The organism is Microcella daejeonensis (genome assembly GCF_026625045.1).
Classification (GTDB): Bacteria; Actinomycetota; Actinomycetes; order Actinomycetales; family Microbacteriaceae; genus Microcella; species Microcella daejeonensis.
Genome location: NZ_CP113089.1, coordinates 618,098 through 634,135, shown reverse-complemented (window position 1 = coordinate 634,135; position 16,038 = coordinate 618,098). Strand labels below are relative to the sequence as shown.

The window sequence follows — 16,038 nt, the reverse complement described above, 5'->3', positions numbered from 1 at the left end:
ACCCATGACCGACAGCACTCCCGACTACCGCGACTCCGGCCTCGAGTTCCCCGCCGGATTCCTCTTCGGCTCCGCCACCGCCAGCTACCAGATCGAGGGCGCGGTGACCGAGGACGGTCGCGGCCCCTCCATCTGGGACACCTTCAGCCACACCCCCGGCCGCGTGCTGCACGGTCACACCGGCGACGTGGCCGACGACCACTACCACCGCCTCGACGCCGACCTCGACCTCATGCAGCGCATGGGCCTCGAGGCCTACCGCTTCTCGATCGCGTGGCCGCGCATCCAGGCCGAGGGCACCGGTCGGCCCAACGAGAAGGGGCTCGCCTTCTACGGCCGCCTCGTCGACGGGCTGCTCGCCCGCGGTATCACCCCCATCGCGACGATGTACCACTGGGACCTGCCGCAGGCCCTCGAGGACGAGGGCGGCTGGCGCAACCGCGACACCGCGTTCCGCTTCGCCGACTACGCCCACCACCTCGGCGAGGCGCTGGGCGACCGCATCCACACCTGGACGACGCTCAACGAGCCGTGGTGCAGCGCCTACCTCGGCTACGGCTCGGGCGTGCACGCCCCCGGCGTGGCGAACGGCGCCGCCGCCCTCACCGCCGTGCACCACCTCAACCTCGCCCACGGCCTCGGCCTGCAGGCGCTGCGCTCGACCGTCACCCGGCCCGAGACGCAGTACTCGGCGACGCTCAACCTGCACATGATCCGCGGGGACGAGCGGGCCGAGCAGGCCTCGCAGGAGGAGGCGATCCGGCGCATCGACGCGCTGGCGAACCGCGCCTTCACCGGCCCGATGCTGCGCGGCGCGTACCCGGCCGATCTGCTCCAGGACACGGCATCCGTCACCGACTGGTCGTTCGTGCGCGACGGCGACCTCGAGCAGATCCACCAGCCGATCGACGTGCTCGGCGTCAACTACTACTCGACCGTGACGGTGCGCATGTGGGACGGCCACTCGCCGCGCTCGACCGCCGACGGGCACGGCGACTCCGCCGGCTCGCCCTGGCCCGGCTCGGACGACGTCGAGTTCGTCGAGCAGCCCGGCCCGTACACCGACATGGGCTGGAACATCGCGCCCGACGGCCTCGAGCAGCTGCTCATGGATCTGCACGAGCAGTTCCCCGAGCTGCCGCTCATGATCACCGAGAACGGGGCCGCGTTCCCCGGCGACGAGGTCGTCGACGGCCGCGTCGACGACCCGCTGCGCATCGACTACCTGCGCCGCCACTTCACGGCCGCCCACCGCGCCATGCAGCGCGGGGTCGACCTGCGCGGCTACCAGGTGTGGAGCCTCATGGACAACTTCGAGTGGGCCTACGGCTACACCAAGCGCTTCGGAATCGTGCACGTCGACTACGAGTCGCTCGAGCGCACCGTCAAGCAGTCGGGCCACTGGTACTCGGAGCTCATCCGCACGCGGCGCATCCCCGAGTAGGGGTGCTCGGCGCCCGGCCGGCTCGTGCTGGCCGGGCGCCTCGCTCGTGAGCGGCCTCGCAGGCGGGCGTGGTGCGATAGCCGCATGGCTCTGAACATCACGGGGGATGCCCCGGCCGACGCCCTGCTCACCGACGACCCCTTCGCGCTCCTCGTCGGCATGCTGCTCGATCAGCAGGTGCCCATGGAGACGGCGTTCGCCGGCCCCGCGAAGATCCGCGACCGCCTGGGCTCGGTCGACCCGGCGACGATCGCCGGCACCGACCCGGATCGCTTCCTCGAGGCGTTCCGCGAGAGCCCCGCCGTGCACCGTTTCCCCGGGTCGATGGCGGCGCGGGTGCAGAGCCTCGCGGCGGTCGTGCGCGACGAGTGGGCCGGCGACGCCGCGGCCATCTGGACGCGCCCCGCCGAGGGCTCGGGCGAGGCCCCCGACGGCGCCGAGGTGCTGCGTCGGCTGCAGGCTCTGCCCGGCTTCGGCGAGCAGAAGGCGCGCATCTTCCTCGCCCTGCTCGGCAAGCAGTGCGGGCTGCAGGCGCCCGGGTGGCGCGAGGCCGCCGGCCGCTACGGCGAGGAGGGCTCCGAGGCCTCGGTCGCCGACATCGTCGATGCCGAGTCGCTCGCGCGGGTGCGCGCGGCCAAGAAGGCGGCGAAGGCCGCGAAGGCCGACAAGGGCTGAGCGCTTCCGCGCTCGCCCGCCCGCGGCACGAGGACGCGCCGCGCGGGTTCGTCCGGCGCGACGACGAATTGTCGAATCGATTCGACGTGAGGCCGGGTCGAGCGTAGGATCGACTGCGCGCAGGACCACCCGCGCCTCTCGCGCCGCCTCGGCGCAGCATCCCGTTCAGCGTCGACCGGTCGCCCCTGACGATCGGTACGCCCTGCCATGGAAAGGCCGTGCCGACCGTGTCGACCGTCGTCCACCCCGGTGATTCGCTCACGCGGCGCCAGCGCGCGACCTACGTGCTCGTGCTCGGCGCGCTCACCGCCCTCGGGCCCTTCACCGTCGATCTGTACCTGCCGGCGTTCCCGCAGGTCGAGGCCGATCTCGGGGTCAGCGTCGCGCTGGTGCAGCTCACCCTCACCGCCACGATGATCGGGTTCGGCTTCGGTCAGCTCATCGTCGGGCCGTGGAGCGACCGCATCGGCCGGCGCCTGCCGCTCATCCTGGCGACGACCGTGCACGTCGCCGCGAGCCTCGCCGTCGCCCTCGCCCCCGACGTCTCGTGGCTGCTCGCGGCCCGGGTGCTGCAGGGCGCCGGAGCCGCGGCCGGCGGCGTCGTCGCCATGGCGATGGTGCGCGACCTGTTCGGCGGCTATCCGCTCGTGCGCATGCTCTCGCGGCTCGCGCTCGTCACCGGGCTCGCTCCGGTGCTCGCGCCGCTCATCGGCTCGCAGCTGCTGCTCGTCATGCCCTGGCGCGGCCTGTTCGGCGTGCTCGCCTGCTACGGCGTGCTCGTCGTCGTCGCCTCCTGGCTCCTCATCGTCGAGACCCTGCCGCCCGCGCGCCGCAGCGACCCCGGCCACTCGACGCTCGGCGAGCGCTACCGCGCGCTGTTCCGCGACCGCATCTTCGTCGGCGTCGCCATCATCGGCGGCTTCACCTTCACCGGCCTCTTCGCCTACCTCTCGGCCTCGTCGTTCCTCTTCCAGGACGTCTACGGGCTGGACGCCCAGGCCTACGGCATCGTCTTCGCCACCAACTCCATCGGAGTCGTGATCGGCGTGCAGGTGAGCTCGCGCCTGGCCAAGATCGTCGGCCCGCAGTGGATCCTCTCCGTCTCGACGGCGGTGCTGCTGACGAGCGCGATCGCGATCGTGGTGCTCGACCAGATCGGCGCGGGCATGTGGGGCACGATCGTGCCGCTGTTCTTCTTCATCACGGCCTGCGGCTTCGGGTTCCCGATGGTGCAGGTGCTCGCCCTCGTCAACCACGGCAAGGAGGCCGGCACCGCCGCCTCGCTGCTCGGCGCGATGAACTTCGGGCTCGCCGGGCTGCTCTCTCCCGTCGTGGGGATCTTCGGCATCGACAGCGCCACCCCGATGGGCGTCGCGATGGCGATCGCGGCCTCGGTGGCGGTGCTCTCGCTGTGGTTCATCGTGCGGCCGCGCACGGTTCCGGCGCTCTCGCGCTGAGCGCGACGGGATGCTCGCGCTGAGCATCCGCCCCACGCGCACGCCGCCCGGCCCCGGTGCCCTCGGTAGTGTTCGCCCATGACCACCGTGACCCCCGCAGAACGCCGCCGGATCCGCCGGCGCTGGCCGCTCATCACGGGGGGCGTCGGCCTCGCGGCCGCCGTGCTCGTCGGGTTGCTCGTCGCCCTGCGGGAGTCGCCCACCGCGCTCGACGAGGAGTTCATGGACGAGCTGCTCGAGGAGCGGGCGCCGTGGCTCGACGTCCCCGCCTTCTTCCTCGACTGGTTCGGCGGGCACATCGTCGGCATCGTCGTGGTGCCGATCGGGCTCGCGGTGCTGCTGCTCGTGCTGCGGCGTCCGTGGGGCGCGCTCTACTCGGTGGTCGCGGCGGTGCTGAGCGCCGGGGTCGTGCAGCTGCTGAAGAACCTGTTCGGGCGCGCGCGCCCGGAGGACATCCTCGTCGTGGCGGACTTCGGCTCGTTCCCCTCCGGCCACGTCGCGAACGCGGCGACGCTCGCGGTCACCTTCGTCGTCATCTTCGGGCTGCGTCCGGGCCGGTGGTGGGTGTGGATGCTCGGCGCGGCCTACATCGTGGCGATGGCGCTCGCCCGCACCTACCTCGGCGCGCACTGGATCACCGACACGATCGGCGGCGCCCTCGTCGGCGTCGCGGTCGCCGTCATGGTCGCGGTGCCCTTCGCCGTGAAACTGGGGGAGGAGCCGCGCGGGCGGCGCGGGGCCGGCGACCCCGTGCCGGACGCGCAGGCCGGGTGATCGGACTGGGCTGAGGCGCGGCCCGCGCCGGGCACCCCCTCGCCTCTTCCCCTTTGTTGTCCACTTGGATAACATGGCCCGCATGAGAATCCTGCTTGTCGGCGCCGGGGGCGTGGGCGACGCGATCGCCAAGATCGCCGCCCGTCGCTCGTTCTTCGAGACGATGATCGTCAGCGACTACGACCTCGGCCGGGCCGAGCGCTCGGTCGCCTGGATCGCCGAGCGCCACGGCGACCAGGGCGGCCGCTTCGTGGCCGCGCAGATCGACGCGAGCGACGCGGCCGCGGTCGAGCGGGTCGCCCGCGAGCACGGCGCCACCCACGTCATGAACGCCGTCGAGCCCAAGTTCGTTCCGACGATCTTCGCCGGGGCGCTCGCCGCCGGCGCCGACTACCTCGACATGGCGATGAGCCTGTCGTCGCCGCACCCGACCGAGCCGCACGCGCTCACCGGCGTCAAGCTCGGCGACGAGCAGTTCGCCGCCGCTGCCGAGTGGGAGGCCGCCGGGCGCCTCGCGCTCGTCGGCATGGGCGTCGAGCCCGGCCTCAGTGACGTCTTCGCCCGCTACGCCGCCGACCACCTCTTCAGCGAGATCGACGAGCTCGGCACCCGCGACGGCGCGAACCTCGTCGTGCGCGACGACGAGGGCAACGAGATCTTCGCCCCCTCGTTCAGCATCTGGACGACCATCGAGGAGTGCCTCAACCCGCCCGTCGTGTGGGAGAAGGACCGCGGCTGGTTCACCACCGCGCCGTTCAGCGAGCCCGAGGTCTTCCACTTCCCCGAGGGCATCGGCCCGGTCGAGTGCGTCAACGTCGAGCACGAGGAGGTGCTGCTCATGCCGCGCTTCATCGATGCGAAGCGCGTGACCTTCAAGTACGGGCTCGGCGACGAGTTCATCGGCATTCTCAAGACCCTCAACCAGCTCGGGCTCGACCGCACCGCGCCCGTGCGCGTGCGCTCGGCGAACGGCCCCGTCGAGGTCAGCCCCCGCGACGTCGTGGCCGCGGGCCTGCCCGACCCGGCGACCCTGGGGCCCCGGATGACCGGCAAGACCTGCGCCGGACTCTGGGTCACCGGGCTCGGCGTCGACGGCGCGCCCCGCGAGGTGTACCTGTACCACGTGGCCGACAACGAGTGGACGATGGCCGAGTACGAGGCCCAGTGCGTCGTCTGGCAGACCGCGCTCAACCCCGTCATCGCGCTCGAGCTGCTCGCCACCGGCGCGTGGAGCGGTGCGGGCGTGCTCGGGCCGGAGGCCTTCGACGCGCAGGCGTTCCTCGAGCTCATGGCCCGGCCCGAGGCCGAGGGCGGGTACGGGCAGGCCTGGGGGCACGAGGAGCGGACGCCGGCGGCAGTCTGAGCGCGTCCCGCGGGCGCTGGGTCTCGCCGAGTCGCGGGTTCGCGCCGAGTCGAGGGTTCCGAACCCTCAACTCGAGCCGCAATGCGCACTTCGACGTCGGACCCGGCGCGACGCGGCGCGGACGGGGGCGGGTGGTCGGCCGGCTCCGGGGCCCTCGGCGTAGGGTCGGGCAGGTGACGATGACGACGACCTCGACCACCGCCCGACCCGGCCCCGCCGGGCTGAACTGGGCGCGCAACCTCGCCTACGGAGCATCCCGGTTCGCGGAGCCGACGAGCGTCGCCGAGCTGCAGCAGCTCGTGGCGGAGGCGCCGCAGGTGCGCGCGCTCGGCTCGCGGCACTCGTTCACGCGCATCGCCGACACCTCCGGCCTGCTCGTCTCCGTCGCGCAGCTGCCGGGTTCGGTGACGGTGACGCCGGCCGCGGACGGGCGCTCGGGCGTCGCCTCCGTGCCCGCGGGCATGCGCTACGCCGAGCTCGCCTGCGCGCTCGACGCGCAGGGCTGGGCGCTCGGCGCGATGGCCTCGCTGCCGCACATCAGCGTCGCCGGCGCGATCGCCACCGGCACCCACGGCTCGGGTGACGCCACCGGATCCCTCGCGACCGCGGTCGTCGGGCTCGAGCTCGTGCGCTCCGACGGCAGCATCGCGATGATCCGCCGCGGTGACGAGGGCTTCGACGGGGCCGTCGTCGCGCTCGGGGCGCTCGGCATCGTCACGCGCGTCGAGCTCGCGGTCGAGCCGAGCTACGCCATGACCCAGGTCGTCGACCTCGACCTGCCGTGGGATGCGGCGCTCGCCGACCTCGACGCGGTGATGGGGTCGGCGACGAGCGTGAGCCTGTTCACGAACTGGAGCCGATCCGGCGTCATCGACCAGGTGTGGCGCAAGTCGCGCGTGACGCCGGGGGCGAGCGGGGCGCCCGCGCCGCTCGACGGGGCGGTGCGCACGGGCTCGGCGGAGCATCCCCTCAGGGGTCAGCCGGCCCGGAACTGCACCGACCAGAGCGGGGAGCCTGGGCCGTGGTTCGAGCGGCTGCCGCACTTCCGGGCCGAGTTCACGCCCTCGAACGGCGACGAGCTGCAGAGCGAGTACTTCGTGCCGCGGTCGCACGCGGTGGCGGCGCTCGCCGCGATGCGCGCGCACGGCCCGGCCCTCGAGGGGCTGCTGCAGGTGAGCGAGGTGCGCAGCATCCGCGGCGACGATCTGTGGCTGAGCGGGGCGTACGGCGGCGACGTCATCGGCATCCATTTCACCTGGATGCCCGACGAGCCCGCCGTGCGTGCGGCGCTGCCCGGCATCGAGTCGGTGCTCGCGCCCTTCGGCGCCCGACCCCACTGGGGCAAGGTCTTCACGATGGATCCGGCGGCCGTGGCCGCGCGCTACCCGCGTTGGGAGTCGTTCCGCGCGCTGCGCACCGAGTGGGATGCCCGCGGGGCGCTGCTCGGGCCGCTGCTCGAGCACTGGGGCGTGTAGGGCGCCACCTCCCGCTGCGCGTCAGCCGGGCTGCACCGCAGCGGTGAGCCGGATGAGGCTCCAGCTCTCGGGCGGCAGGGTGACGAGCAGCTCCGCACCCTCGACGACGACGCCCTCGAGCGGGCGCGGGGCGACCTCGGCGGCCTCCGCGGCGGTGCGCCGAGGACCGGCGTCGTCGGCGACCATGACGTGCGACTCGGCGAGCGCCAGCTCGCGGAAGCCCGCGGCGTCGAGGCGCAGCTCGACCGGCTGGGGGGAGCGGTTCGTCAGGATGGCGACGAGCGAGCCGGCAGCGGCATCCCACGTCACGACGCTCGAGACCGCGTCGACCTCGCCGTGCTTCGCCGTCGCGGCGCGCGGCCCCTCCGTGCGCGCCTCGAGCGTCACGCCGCGGGCGTGCTGCGCCGTGAGGGCGATGGGGAAGAAGGTCGTCTGGCGCCAGGCCTCGCCGCCCGGCTCGGTCATGATCGGCGCGATGACGTTGACGAGCTGGGCCAGGCAGGCGATGGCGACGCGGTCGGCGTTGCGCAGCAGGGTGGCGAGCAGGTCGCCGGCGACGACGGCGTCGAGGGCCGAGTAGACGTCCTCGATGAGGCGGGGGCGCTCGAGCAGCTCGAGGTTGTCCTCCCCGGCGAAGGAGTCGATGTACCAGATGTTCCACTCGTCGACCGAGAGCCGGATGCGCTTGTCGGAGTGCCGGCGGGCGGCGACCGCGTCGGCCGTCGCGATGACCTCGTGCATGAAGGCCTCGAAGCCCGCGGCGGAGGCGAGGAAGCTCGCCCGGTCGCCGTCGCGCTCCTGGTAGTAGGCGTGCACCGAGATGTACTCGACCTGGTCGAAGGTGTGCTCGAGCACGACCCGCTCCCACTCGCCGAAGGTCTCCATCTCGCGGCTCGAGCTGCCGCAGACGACGAGCTCGATGCTCGGGTCGACGCGGCGCATCGCCTGGGCGGCCTGGCTGGCGAGGCGGCCGTACTCCTCCGCGGTCTTGTGGCCGATCTGCCACGGGCCGTCCATCTCGTTGCCGAGGCACCAGAGGCGGATGCCGTGGGGCGCGTCGGCCCCGTTCGCCCGGCGCCGCTCGCTCAGCTCCGTACCGCCGGGCACGTTGCAGTACTCCACGAGCTCGGCCGCCTCGGCGACGCCCCGGGTGCCGAGGTTGACGGCCATCATCGGCTCGGTACCGGTCGCGGCCGTCCAGCGCACGAACTCGTCGGTGCCGATCTCGTTCGTCTCGATCGTGCGCCAGGCCATGTCGATGCGGGTGGGGCGCTCGTCGCGCGGGCCGACCCCGTCCTCCCAGCGGTAGCCGGAGACGAAGTTGCCGCCGGGGTAGCGCACGACGGTCGTGCCGAGCTCGCGGGTGAGGTCGGCGACGTCCTGCCGGAACCCCTCGGCGTCGGCCGTCGGATGCCCCGGCTCGTAGATGCCGGTGTACACGGCGCGGCCGAGGTGCTCGACGAAGGATCCGAAGATGCGCGGGTCGATCGTGCCGACCTCGAAGGCGGGGTGGACGGTGATGCGGGCGCGCTGCGTCATCGCAGCTCCTTCCGGTGGGGGTGTGCGGCGGTGAAGGGCGTGAGGGGCGGTTCGGGATGCGGTGCGGTGCCGCCCGCTCAGCCGGCGACGACCGGCGCGCGCAGGTGAGCGGCGACGACGCGGTCGAAACTATCGGCAGTTCGAGCGACAACATCAGCATACGGCGCGGCCCGAGAGGTCGGGATGCTCGGCGCGAGCGTGCACGAATTCAGGCGTTCGGGCACGCCGACGTCGTGTCGTGCGGCGACACGCCGGCTGCGGCGCCGCGATGCCTGAATTCGTGCCAGACGGAGCCGGGCCGGGCGCGACCGGGCCGGCGTCGCCGGACGAGCCAGGAAGAGGCGACCCTAGCCGCGCGCCGGGGTGCTCGTGCGCAGCACGACCTCGCCGCCGAGGGTGACGAGGGTCGGCTCGTCGCCGCGCTGGCCGGCGAGCGCGAGCTCGATGGCGGCGGCGCCGACCCGCTCGAGCGGCAGGCGCACGGTGGTGAGCGCGGGCGTCACGTCACGGGCCGTGGAGATGTCGTCGAAGCCGGCGACCGCGAGCGAGCCGGGCACGTCGACGCTCTCCTCGCGCAGGCGCGACATCGCGCCGACCGCCATGACGTCGTTGACGGCGAAGAGCAGCTCGGCGTCGCCGAGCCCGCGGCTCAGCAGCTGACCGGCGCCGTCGTAGCCGCCCTGGCGGGTGAACTCGGTCTCGACGACGCGCTCGTCGGGAAGGCTCAGGCCGTGCGCGGCGAGCCCGTCGCGGAACCCGGCGAGGCGGTCGCGCGCCGTCATGAGCGAGCTGACGCCGGTGAGCGCGGCGAACGAGCGGTAGCCCTGATCGACGAGGGATTCGGCGAGGTCGCGCGCGCCGCCGTAGTCGTCGGTCTGCACGGTGTCGAAGGGCAGCGAGCGCTGCGAGACCATGACGACCCGGCCGCCGGTCGACTCGAAGGCCTGCAGTTCGCGGGTGAGGGCCTCGTCGAGGGCGGCGTCGACGTAGCGGGATCCGGTGAGGATGAGCACCCGCGGACGCTGCCCGCGCAGCGTCTTGACGAGGTCGAGCTCGCGCTCGGCGCTGCGCTGCGTGATGCCCATGGTCGTGATGAGCCCGGCCTGCTCGGCGCCGCTGAGCACGCCCGCGGCGATGGCGGCGAAGTAGGGGTCGGCGATGTCGCTGACGAGCAGGGCGAGGGTCGAGGAGGTGCCCTTGGCGATGGTCTGCGCCGAGAGGTTGGCGACGTAGCCGAGGCGCTCGGCGGCGGCGAGCACGCGCGCGCGGTACTCCTCGTTGACCTTGCGGGTGCTTCCGTTGAGCGAACGCGAGGCGGTGGCGAGCGAGACGCCGGCCTCGCGGGCGACGTCGTGCAGCGTGGGGCTGGAGTGCGCGCGCTGGGCCATGACGCCTATCCTCTCGTTCGAGCCTCGGTGCGCCCGGGATCACCGATCGGGTGGCGGGCGGCTCACGATACTCTCGCGGCAGCGATCCCGACGTCCGCCGGGTGCCGCTCCACGCGGGCGAGCGCTCGCCATCGCGCTCGCCGGCCGTTTCCGCGACCTCGAGCCGTTCGGGGTGCGCCTGACCCGGGAGGCCTGATGCGCGTCGTCCTCGCCCCCGACTCCTTCAAGGGCAGCGCCAGCGCCGTCGAGGTCGTCGCGGCGCTCGCCCGCGGCTGGGCCTCGGTGCGGCCCGACGACGAGCTGGTCGCGCGCCCGATGGCCGACGGCGGTGAGGGCACGCTCGACGCCTTCGAGGTCGCGGTGCCGGATGCGCGGCGCATGCCCGTGCGGGTGACGGGCCCCGACTCCCGGCCCGTCGACGCGCACTGGGTGCTGCTGCCCGCCACGGCGACCCGGCCGACGACCGCGGTCGTGGAGCTCGCCGCGACCTCGGGGATCACCCTGCTCGAGCATCCCGCCCCCGATGACGCGCATACGCTCGGGTTCGGCGAGGCGATTGCGGCCGCTCTCGATCACCGCGACGCGGCAGGGCGGGGAGTGGAGCAGCTGCTGCTCGCGCTCGGCGGCAGCAGCTCGACCGACGGCGGAGCCGGAGCCCTGCGCGCCCTCGGCGCCCGCCTGCTCGACGCCGCGGGCGACCCGGTGCCGCTCGGGCTGCGCGGCCTCGACTCGCTCGCGACGGTCGACCTCAGCGGGCTGCGCGCGCTCCCGCCCGGCGGCGCCGTCATCCTCGGCGACGTCGACAACCCGCTGCTCGGCGCGCGCGGGGCGGCCGCCGTCTTCGGCCCGCAGAAGGGCGTCGTCGACATCGACGGGGCGGATGCCGCTCTCGCGCACCTCGCCTCCCTCCTGCCGCACGTCGACGCCGCGACCCCGGGCGCGGGCGCCGCGGGCGGGGCCGGCTTCGGCCTGCTCGCCGCCGGAGCCGTCATGGCGAGCGGCTCGCGCCGCATCGCCGAGGCGGTCGCCCTCGCCTCGGCCCTCGCGTCGGCCGACCTCGTGATCACGGGCGAGGGACGCTTCGACGCCCAGACCGCCGCGGGCAAGGCGCCCGCCGAGGTCGCCCGGCTCGCCGCCGACGCCGGGGTGCCCGTGGCCGTCGTCGCGGGCTCGGTCGGATCCTCGGCTCCGGCCGAGGGGCTCGCCGCGATTGTCGAGCTCGCGGCGCTCGCCGGCGGCTCCGCCGCCGCCATCGCTCGGGCCGAGCACTGGCTCGAGCACGCGGGCGCCGAACTGGCCGGACGCTTAGGCTGACGCCATGAGCGATGCGGCAGCGCAGGTCGAAGCGGCGAAGAAGGCCCTGGAGCAGGCGCAGGCGGCGCTCGCCGCGGCCGAGCAGCAGGCCGCCGAGGCCTCGCGAGCTGCAGCCGAGGCCGCGCGGGCCGCCGAGGCCCCCGCGCCCGCCGCCGCGCCCGCCGCCGCGCCCGCCGCCGAGGCCGCCGCGCCCGCCCCCGCCGCCGCCGCCCCCGCCGCTGCGCCCGCCGCCGAGCCCGCCCCGCTCACCGCCTCCGAGGTCGACGCGATCCGCGCCGGCTACGCCATGGCCGGCCCCGTGCTCGAGATGGGCGCCCTCGTCAACGGCGACCCGCGCGCCGACGTGCCCATCCGCATCCCGATCGCGATGACGAATCGGCACGGCCTCGTCGCCGGCGCCACCGGAACCGGCAAGACGAAGACCCTGCAGGGCCTCGCCGAGCAGCTGAGCGCCGCGGGCGTGCCGGTGTTCGCGGCCGACATCAAGGGCGACCTCAGCGGCATCGCCGTCGCGGGGGAGCCGAGCGAGAAGCTGCTCGCGCGCACCGCCGGCATCGGCCAGCCGTGGGCGCCCGCGGCGTGCCCCACCGAGTTCCTCGCCCTCGGCGGCATCGGCCACGGGGTGCCGGTGCGGGCGACGGTGTCGAGTTTCGGCCCGCTGCTGCTGAGCAAGGTGCTGGGCCTCAACGACACGCAGGAGTCGAGCCTCGGCCTCGTGTTCCACTACGCCGACACGCAGGGGCTCGCGCTCGTCGACCTCGACGATCTGCGGGCGGTCATCCAGTACCTGATCAGCAACGAGGGCAAGCCGGCGCTCGCCGAGCTCGGTGGGCTCGCCAAGGCGACGGCGGGCGTGATCCTGCGCGAGCTGGTCGCGTTCGCGGCCCAGGGCGCCGACGTCTTCTTCGGCGAGCCCGAGTTCGACACCGCCGACGTGCTGCGCCTCGCCCCCGACGGGCGCGGCATCGTGAGCCTGCTCGAGGTTCCCGGCGTGGCCGACCGGCCCGCGCTGTTCTCGACCTTCTTGATGTGGATGCTCGCCGACCTGTTCAACGATCTGCCCGAGGTCGGCGACCTCGACAAGCCGAAGCTCGTCTTCTTCTTCGACGAGGCCCACCTGCTGTTCCGCGACGCGAGCAAGGACTTCCTCGCCGCCATCACGCAGACGGTGCGCCTCATCCGCTCGAAGGGCGTCGGCATCTTCTTCGTCACGCAGACCCCGAAGGACGTCCCCTCCGACGTGCTCGCCCAGCTCGGCTCGCGCATCCAGCACCAGCTGCGCGCGCACACGCCCGACGACGCGAAGGCGCTGCGCGCCACCGTCTCCACCTATCCGTCGAGCGGCTACGACCTCGGCGAGGTGCTGACGACGCTCGGCATCGGCGAGGCGATCGTGACGGTCATGAACGAGAAGGGCGCGCCGTCGCCGGTCGCGTGGACGCGGCTGCGGGCGCCGCAGGGCTCGATGGATGCTGCTCCCGAGCCCGTCATCACGCAGGTCATCGCGGCCTCGCCCCTGCTGCCCGCGTACGGAACCGCCGTCGACCGCGAGTCGGCCTCGGAGCTTCTCGCGGCGCGCATGAACGCGGCGGCCGAGGCCGAGGCGGCCCGCGAGCTCGAGGCGGAGGCGGCGAAGGAGCGCGCCCGGCTCGAGAAGGAGGCCGCCTCTGCGGCGACCGCCGAGGCGAAGCGCCAGGCGAAGGCGCAGGCCGACTACGAGCGCACGCTGCGCGACCTCGAGCGCCGCGGCCGCACGACGACGCGCACGACGACCCGCCGCACGGGCGGCTCGAGCGGTGGCGGCACGGCGGGCAGCGGCGCGGGCGGCATCGGCGACCTGCTCGGCGGGGCGCTCGGCTCGCGCGCCGGCCAGACGATCGTGCGCGAGGTGCTGCGCGGCGTGTTCGGCACCCTCAAGCGGCGCTAGTGCACGCCGGTCGAGTCGAGGTTCTGGCGGAGAATGGGGGATTCGAACCCCCGAGGGCTTGCACCCAACACGCTTTCCAAGCGTGCGCCATAGGCCACTAGGCGAATTCTCCTGGCGATCGTCCGCGCCGGAGGGCGTGCGACCGGGGACGAGTCTACCGGTAAACTGATCACGGCTCCTCGCGCGGCGCCATCCAGGCCAACTCCCCCAGGGCGGAAACGCAGCAAGGGTAACCGGGCTCTGGCGGGTGCGCGAGGGGTCCTTTTTCGTCTCGGCCGCCTGCTCCGGCGCGCCCCGGCCCTGTCTCTGTACGTGCGGGCACTCACCGGCCTAAGGTGAAGAACGCTCCCGAGAGAGGCCGTCCGTGGCCAGTGAACCGCCGCACGATCGCAGCATCGCGCCGACCCCGGCTGACGATGCCGATCTGGTGCGCCTCGCCGGCCGCATCGCGCGCTTCGGCGGCTGGTCGATCGAGATCCCCTCGGGCGAGCTGTACTGGACAGCGGAGCTCTTCTCCCTCTTCGGGTACGAGTCCGAGGGCGGGGCGCCGCCGCTCGACGTCGCCATCGGGATGTACCCCGACGATCAGCGCTCCCTGATCGAGGCGGCGATGAACCGCAACATCGTCGAGAAGGTGACGACCGACCTCGAGTCGATCGTCATCGATCGTGAGGGCCGCGAGATCCGCGTGCGCATCATCGGCGTGCCCGTCCTCGACGAGGCCGGCGCAGTGGTCCGCCTGCAGGGGGCGATCTACGACATCACCGAGATCGTGACCGAGCGGGAGAACCGCATCGCGGCGCAGGAGAGCCTGCAGCGCACCCTCGACTACATCCCCGACTTCGTCTTCTTCATCGACGAGCACTGGCGCATCACCTTCGCGAACCGGGCGCTGCTCGCTTTCCTCGATCTCCCCGCCGAGAGGCTCTACTCCGAGCCGATCTGGTCGATCGTGCCCGAGCTCGCGGCCGGCCCGTTCACCAACGGCCTGCAGCGCGCGATGAACGAGCGCACGAGCAGCACCGCCCGTGCGCGCGTGGAGCAGTACGGCATCACCCTCGAGGGCACCGTGCATCCGGTCGAGAACGGCATCGCCGTCTTCGCGCGCGACGTCACCGACGAGGTCGAGCGGCAGCGCGAGATGGATGCCGTCGCCGCGGTCGCCCGTGAGCAGGCGGCCCTCATCGAGGCCTCCACCGAGGCCATGCTCATCGAGGATCTCGATAACGTCGTCCTCTACTGGAACCAGGGTGCGGAGCAGCTCTACGGCTGGTCGAGCGAGGAGGCCGTGGGGCGCAACATCCGCGAGCTCATCTACGCCGATCCGGCCGATTTCGAGGGACCGGGTGCCGAGCTGCTGCGCGACGGCCGCTGGTTCGGCGAGCTGACCCAGCGCACGAAGGACGGCCGCGCGCTCATCATCGAGTGCCGCTGGCAGGTCGTGCTCGACGCCGAGGGGCGGCCCGCGAAGATCTTCGTCGTCAACTCCGACGTCACCGAGCTGCGTCGCCAGCAGCAGGCGCTGAGCCGCGCGCAGCGCACCGAGAGCCTCGGCACGCTCGCCGGCGGTATCGCGCACGACCTCAACAACGTGCTCACGCCGCTGCTCATGTCGGTGCAGCTGCTGAAGACGCAGTCGCCCGCCCCCGATCAGCTCGCGCTCCTGGAGGGCATGGAGGCCGCGGTGCGCCGCGGCGCCGACATGGTCGATCAGGTGCTCTCGTTCGCCCGGGGCGTCGACGGCGTGCGCGAGCTCGTCGACCTGGCCGAGGTGGTGCGCGAGCTGTTCCGCATCACCCTGCCGACCATGTCCCCGTCGATCACCGTCACCCAGCGCGTCGGAGAGCTCCCGGCGATCCTCGGCGACCGCACGCAGATCCTGCAGGTGCTGCTCAACCTCGTCGCCAATGCCCGCGACTCAATGCCCGAGGGCGGGGAGCTCACGATCTCGACGGGCCGGCAGACCGTCATCGCGTCCGGTCGCGCATCGACGGGGCTCGCGCCGGGCGAGTACGCGGTGCTCACCGTCGACGACACGGGCACGGGCATGACGGGCGAGGTGCTCGACCGCATCTTCGAGCCCTTCTTCACGACGAAGCAGCTCGGGCGGGGCACCGGACTCGGCCTGGCGAACACCCAGGCCATCGTCGAGAGCCACGGCGGCGCCATCACCGCCCACAGCGCCCCGGGCGCGGGTTCCCGCTTCATCGTGCTGCTGCCGGTGGCGCAGGACGGGGCCGTGCTGGTTCCGCAGCAGGAGCCGACGGATCCGGTGGCGCGGGGCGCGGGCGAGCTCGTGCTCGTCGTCGATGACGAGGCGAGCATCCGCGATCTGATGCGCCAGGCGCTCGAAGCGCACGGCTACCGCGTCGTCGAGGCGGCTCACGGCCTCGAGGCGGTCGAGGTGCTCGAGCGGCACGCCGCGGAGATGGCGGTCGTGATCACGGACGTGATCATGCCGATGATGGATGGCGCCGCCGTCGCAGCGCACATCGCCGAGCGCTACCCGCACGTCGCCGTCATCGCGGCGAGCGGGTTCCCGGGGGCCGGAGGCCTCGCCGAGCTCTCCGCGCACGGCGTGCGCCACACCCTCGCGAAGCCGTTCACGACCGAGTCGCTGCTGCGCACCGTGCGCGCGGCCGTGACCCGCAGCGGCTGATCCGGCGGATCCGCCCACCGCGG

The 16,038-nt window shown here is 73.3% G+C and carries 11 protein-coding genes, 1 tRNA gene and 1 other RNA gene; 10 read left to right on the top strand and 3 right to left on the bottom strand.

The window, feature by feature from the left end:
* Window positions 1-4 precede the first annotated feature (4 nt).
* From OVN18_RS03080 to OVN18_RS03055, 6 genes are all read left to right on the top strand, one after another.
* A complete protein-coding gene (locus OVN18_RS03080; protein WP_267781839.1) occupies window positions 5-1,444 on the top strand; it encodes a GH1 family beta-glucosidase in 1,440 nt (479 codons plus the stop codon).
* Window positions 1,445-1,528: 84 nt separating this feature from the next.
* Window positions 1,529-2,119, top strand: coding sequence for an HhH-GPD-type base excision DNA repair protein (locus tag OVN18_RS03075; RefSeq protein ID WP_267781836.1), 591 nt, complete (start codon window positions 1,529-1,531; stop codon window positions 2,117-2,119).
* Between the two features lie 227 nt (window positions 2,120-2,346).
* The gene (locus OVN18_RS03070) at window positions 2,347-3,576 is read left to right on the top strand and encodes a multidrug effflux MFS transporter (protein WP_267739299.1); all 1,230 of its coding nucleotides are present in this window, start codon (window positions 2,347-2,349) and stop codon (window positions 3,574-3,576) included.
* Window positions 3,577-3,654: 78 nt separating this feature from the next.
* Window positions 3,655-4,350 carry a phosphatase PAP2 family protein gene (locus tag OVN18_RS03065; RefSeq protein WP_267781835.1) on the top strand — a complete coding sequence of 232 codons (696 nt, stop codon included), beginning with the start codon at window positions 3,655-3,657 and terminating at the stop codon, window positions 4,348-4,350.
* An 82-nt stretch (window positions 4,351-4,432) separates the two neighbouring features.
* Window positions 4,433-5,713 (top strand): saccharopine dehydrogenase family protein, encoded by a 1,281-nt coding sequence (locus OVN18_RS03060; protein WP_267781833.1) that lies wholly within the window; start codon window positions 4,433-4,435, stop codon window positions 5,711-5,713.
* A gap of 179 nt (window positions 5,714-5,892) precedes the next feature.
* Window positions 5,893-7,188 carry an FAD-binding protein gene (locus OVN18_RS03055; RefSeq protein WP_267782889.1) on the top strand — a complete coding sequence of 432 codons (1,296 nt, stop codon included), beginning with the start codon at window positions 5,893-5,895 and terminating at the stop codon, window positions 7,186-7,188.
* A gap of 21 nt (window positions 7,189-7,209) precedes the next feature.
* On the opposite strand, the gene arfA is transcribed toward OVN18_RS03055, so the two are convergent.
* Both arfA and OVN18_RS03045 read right to left on the bottom strand, forming a co-directional pair.
* Window positions 7,210-8,727 (bottom strand): arabinosylfuranosidase ArfA, encoded by a 1,518-nt coding sequence (arfA, locus tag OVN18_RS03050; RefSeq protein WP_267781832.1) that lies wholly within the window; start codon window positions 8,725-8,727, stop codon window positions 7,210-7,212.
* A gap of 347 nt (window positions 8,728-9,074) precedes the next feature.
* Window positions 9,075-10,115 (bottom strand): LacI family DNA-binding transcriptional regulator, encoded by a 1,041-nt coding sequence (locus OVN18_RS03045; protein ID WP_267781831.1) that lies wholly within the window; start codon window positions 10,113-10,115, stop codon window positions 9,075-9,077.
* 195 nt (window positions 10,116-10,310) lie between these two features.
* Between OVN18_RS03045 and OVN18_RS03040 the strand changes: the two genes are divergently transcribed.
* Window positions 10,311-11,429: a glycerate kinase gene (locus tag OVN18_RS03040; RefSeq protein WP_267781828.1), complete on the top strand. Its 1,119-nt coding sequence runs from the start codon at window positions 10,311-10,313 to the stop codon at window positions 11,427-11,429.
* 4 nt (window positions 11,430-11,433) lie between these two features.
* On the top strand, window positions 11,434-13,356 hold the full coding sequence (locus tag OVN18_RS03035) for a helicase HerA-like domain-containing protein (RefSeq protein ID WP_267781825.1): 1,923 nt from the start codon (window positions 11,434-11,436) through the stop codon (window positions 13,354-13,356).
* 24 nt (window positions 13,357-13,380) lie between these two features.
* Here the strand turns inward: OVN18_RS03035 and OVN18_RS03030 are convergent.
* Window positions 13,381-13,468 (bottom strand) — tRNA-Ser (locus OVN18_RS03030).
* A gap of 58 nt (window positions 13,469-13,526) precedes the next feature.
* On the opposite strand from OVN18_RS03030, the gene ffs reads away from it, so the two are divergent.
* Window positions 13,527-13,623: signal recognition particle sRNA small type (gene ffs, locus OVN18_RS03025), an RNA gene on the top strand.
* A gap of 97 nt (window positions 13,624-13,720) precedes the next feature.
* Window positions 13,721-16,015: a PAS domain-containing hybrid sensor histidine kinase/response regulator gene (locus tag OVN18_RS03020; protein ID WP_267781824.1), complete on the top strand. Its 2,295-nt coding sequence runs from the start codon at window positions 13,721-13,723 to the stop codon at window positions 16,013-16,015.
* Window positions 16,016-16,038: the final 23 nt, after the last annotated feature.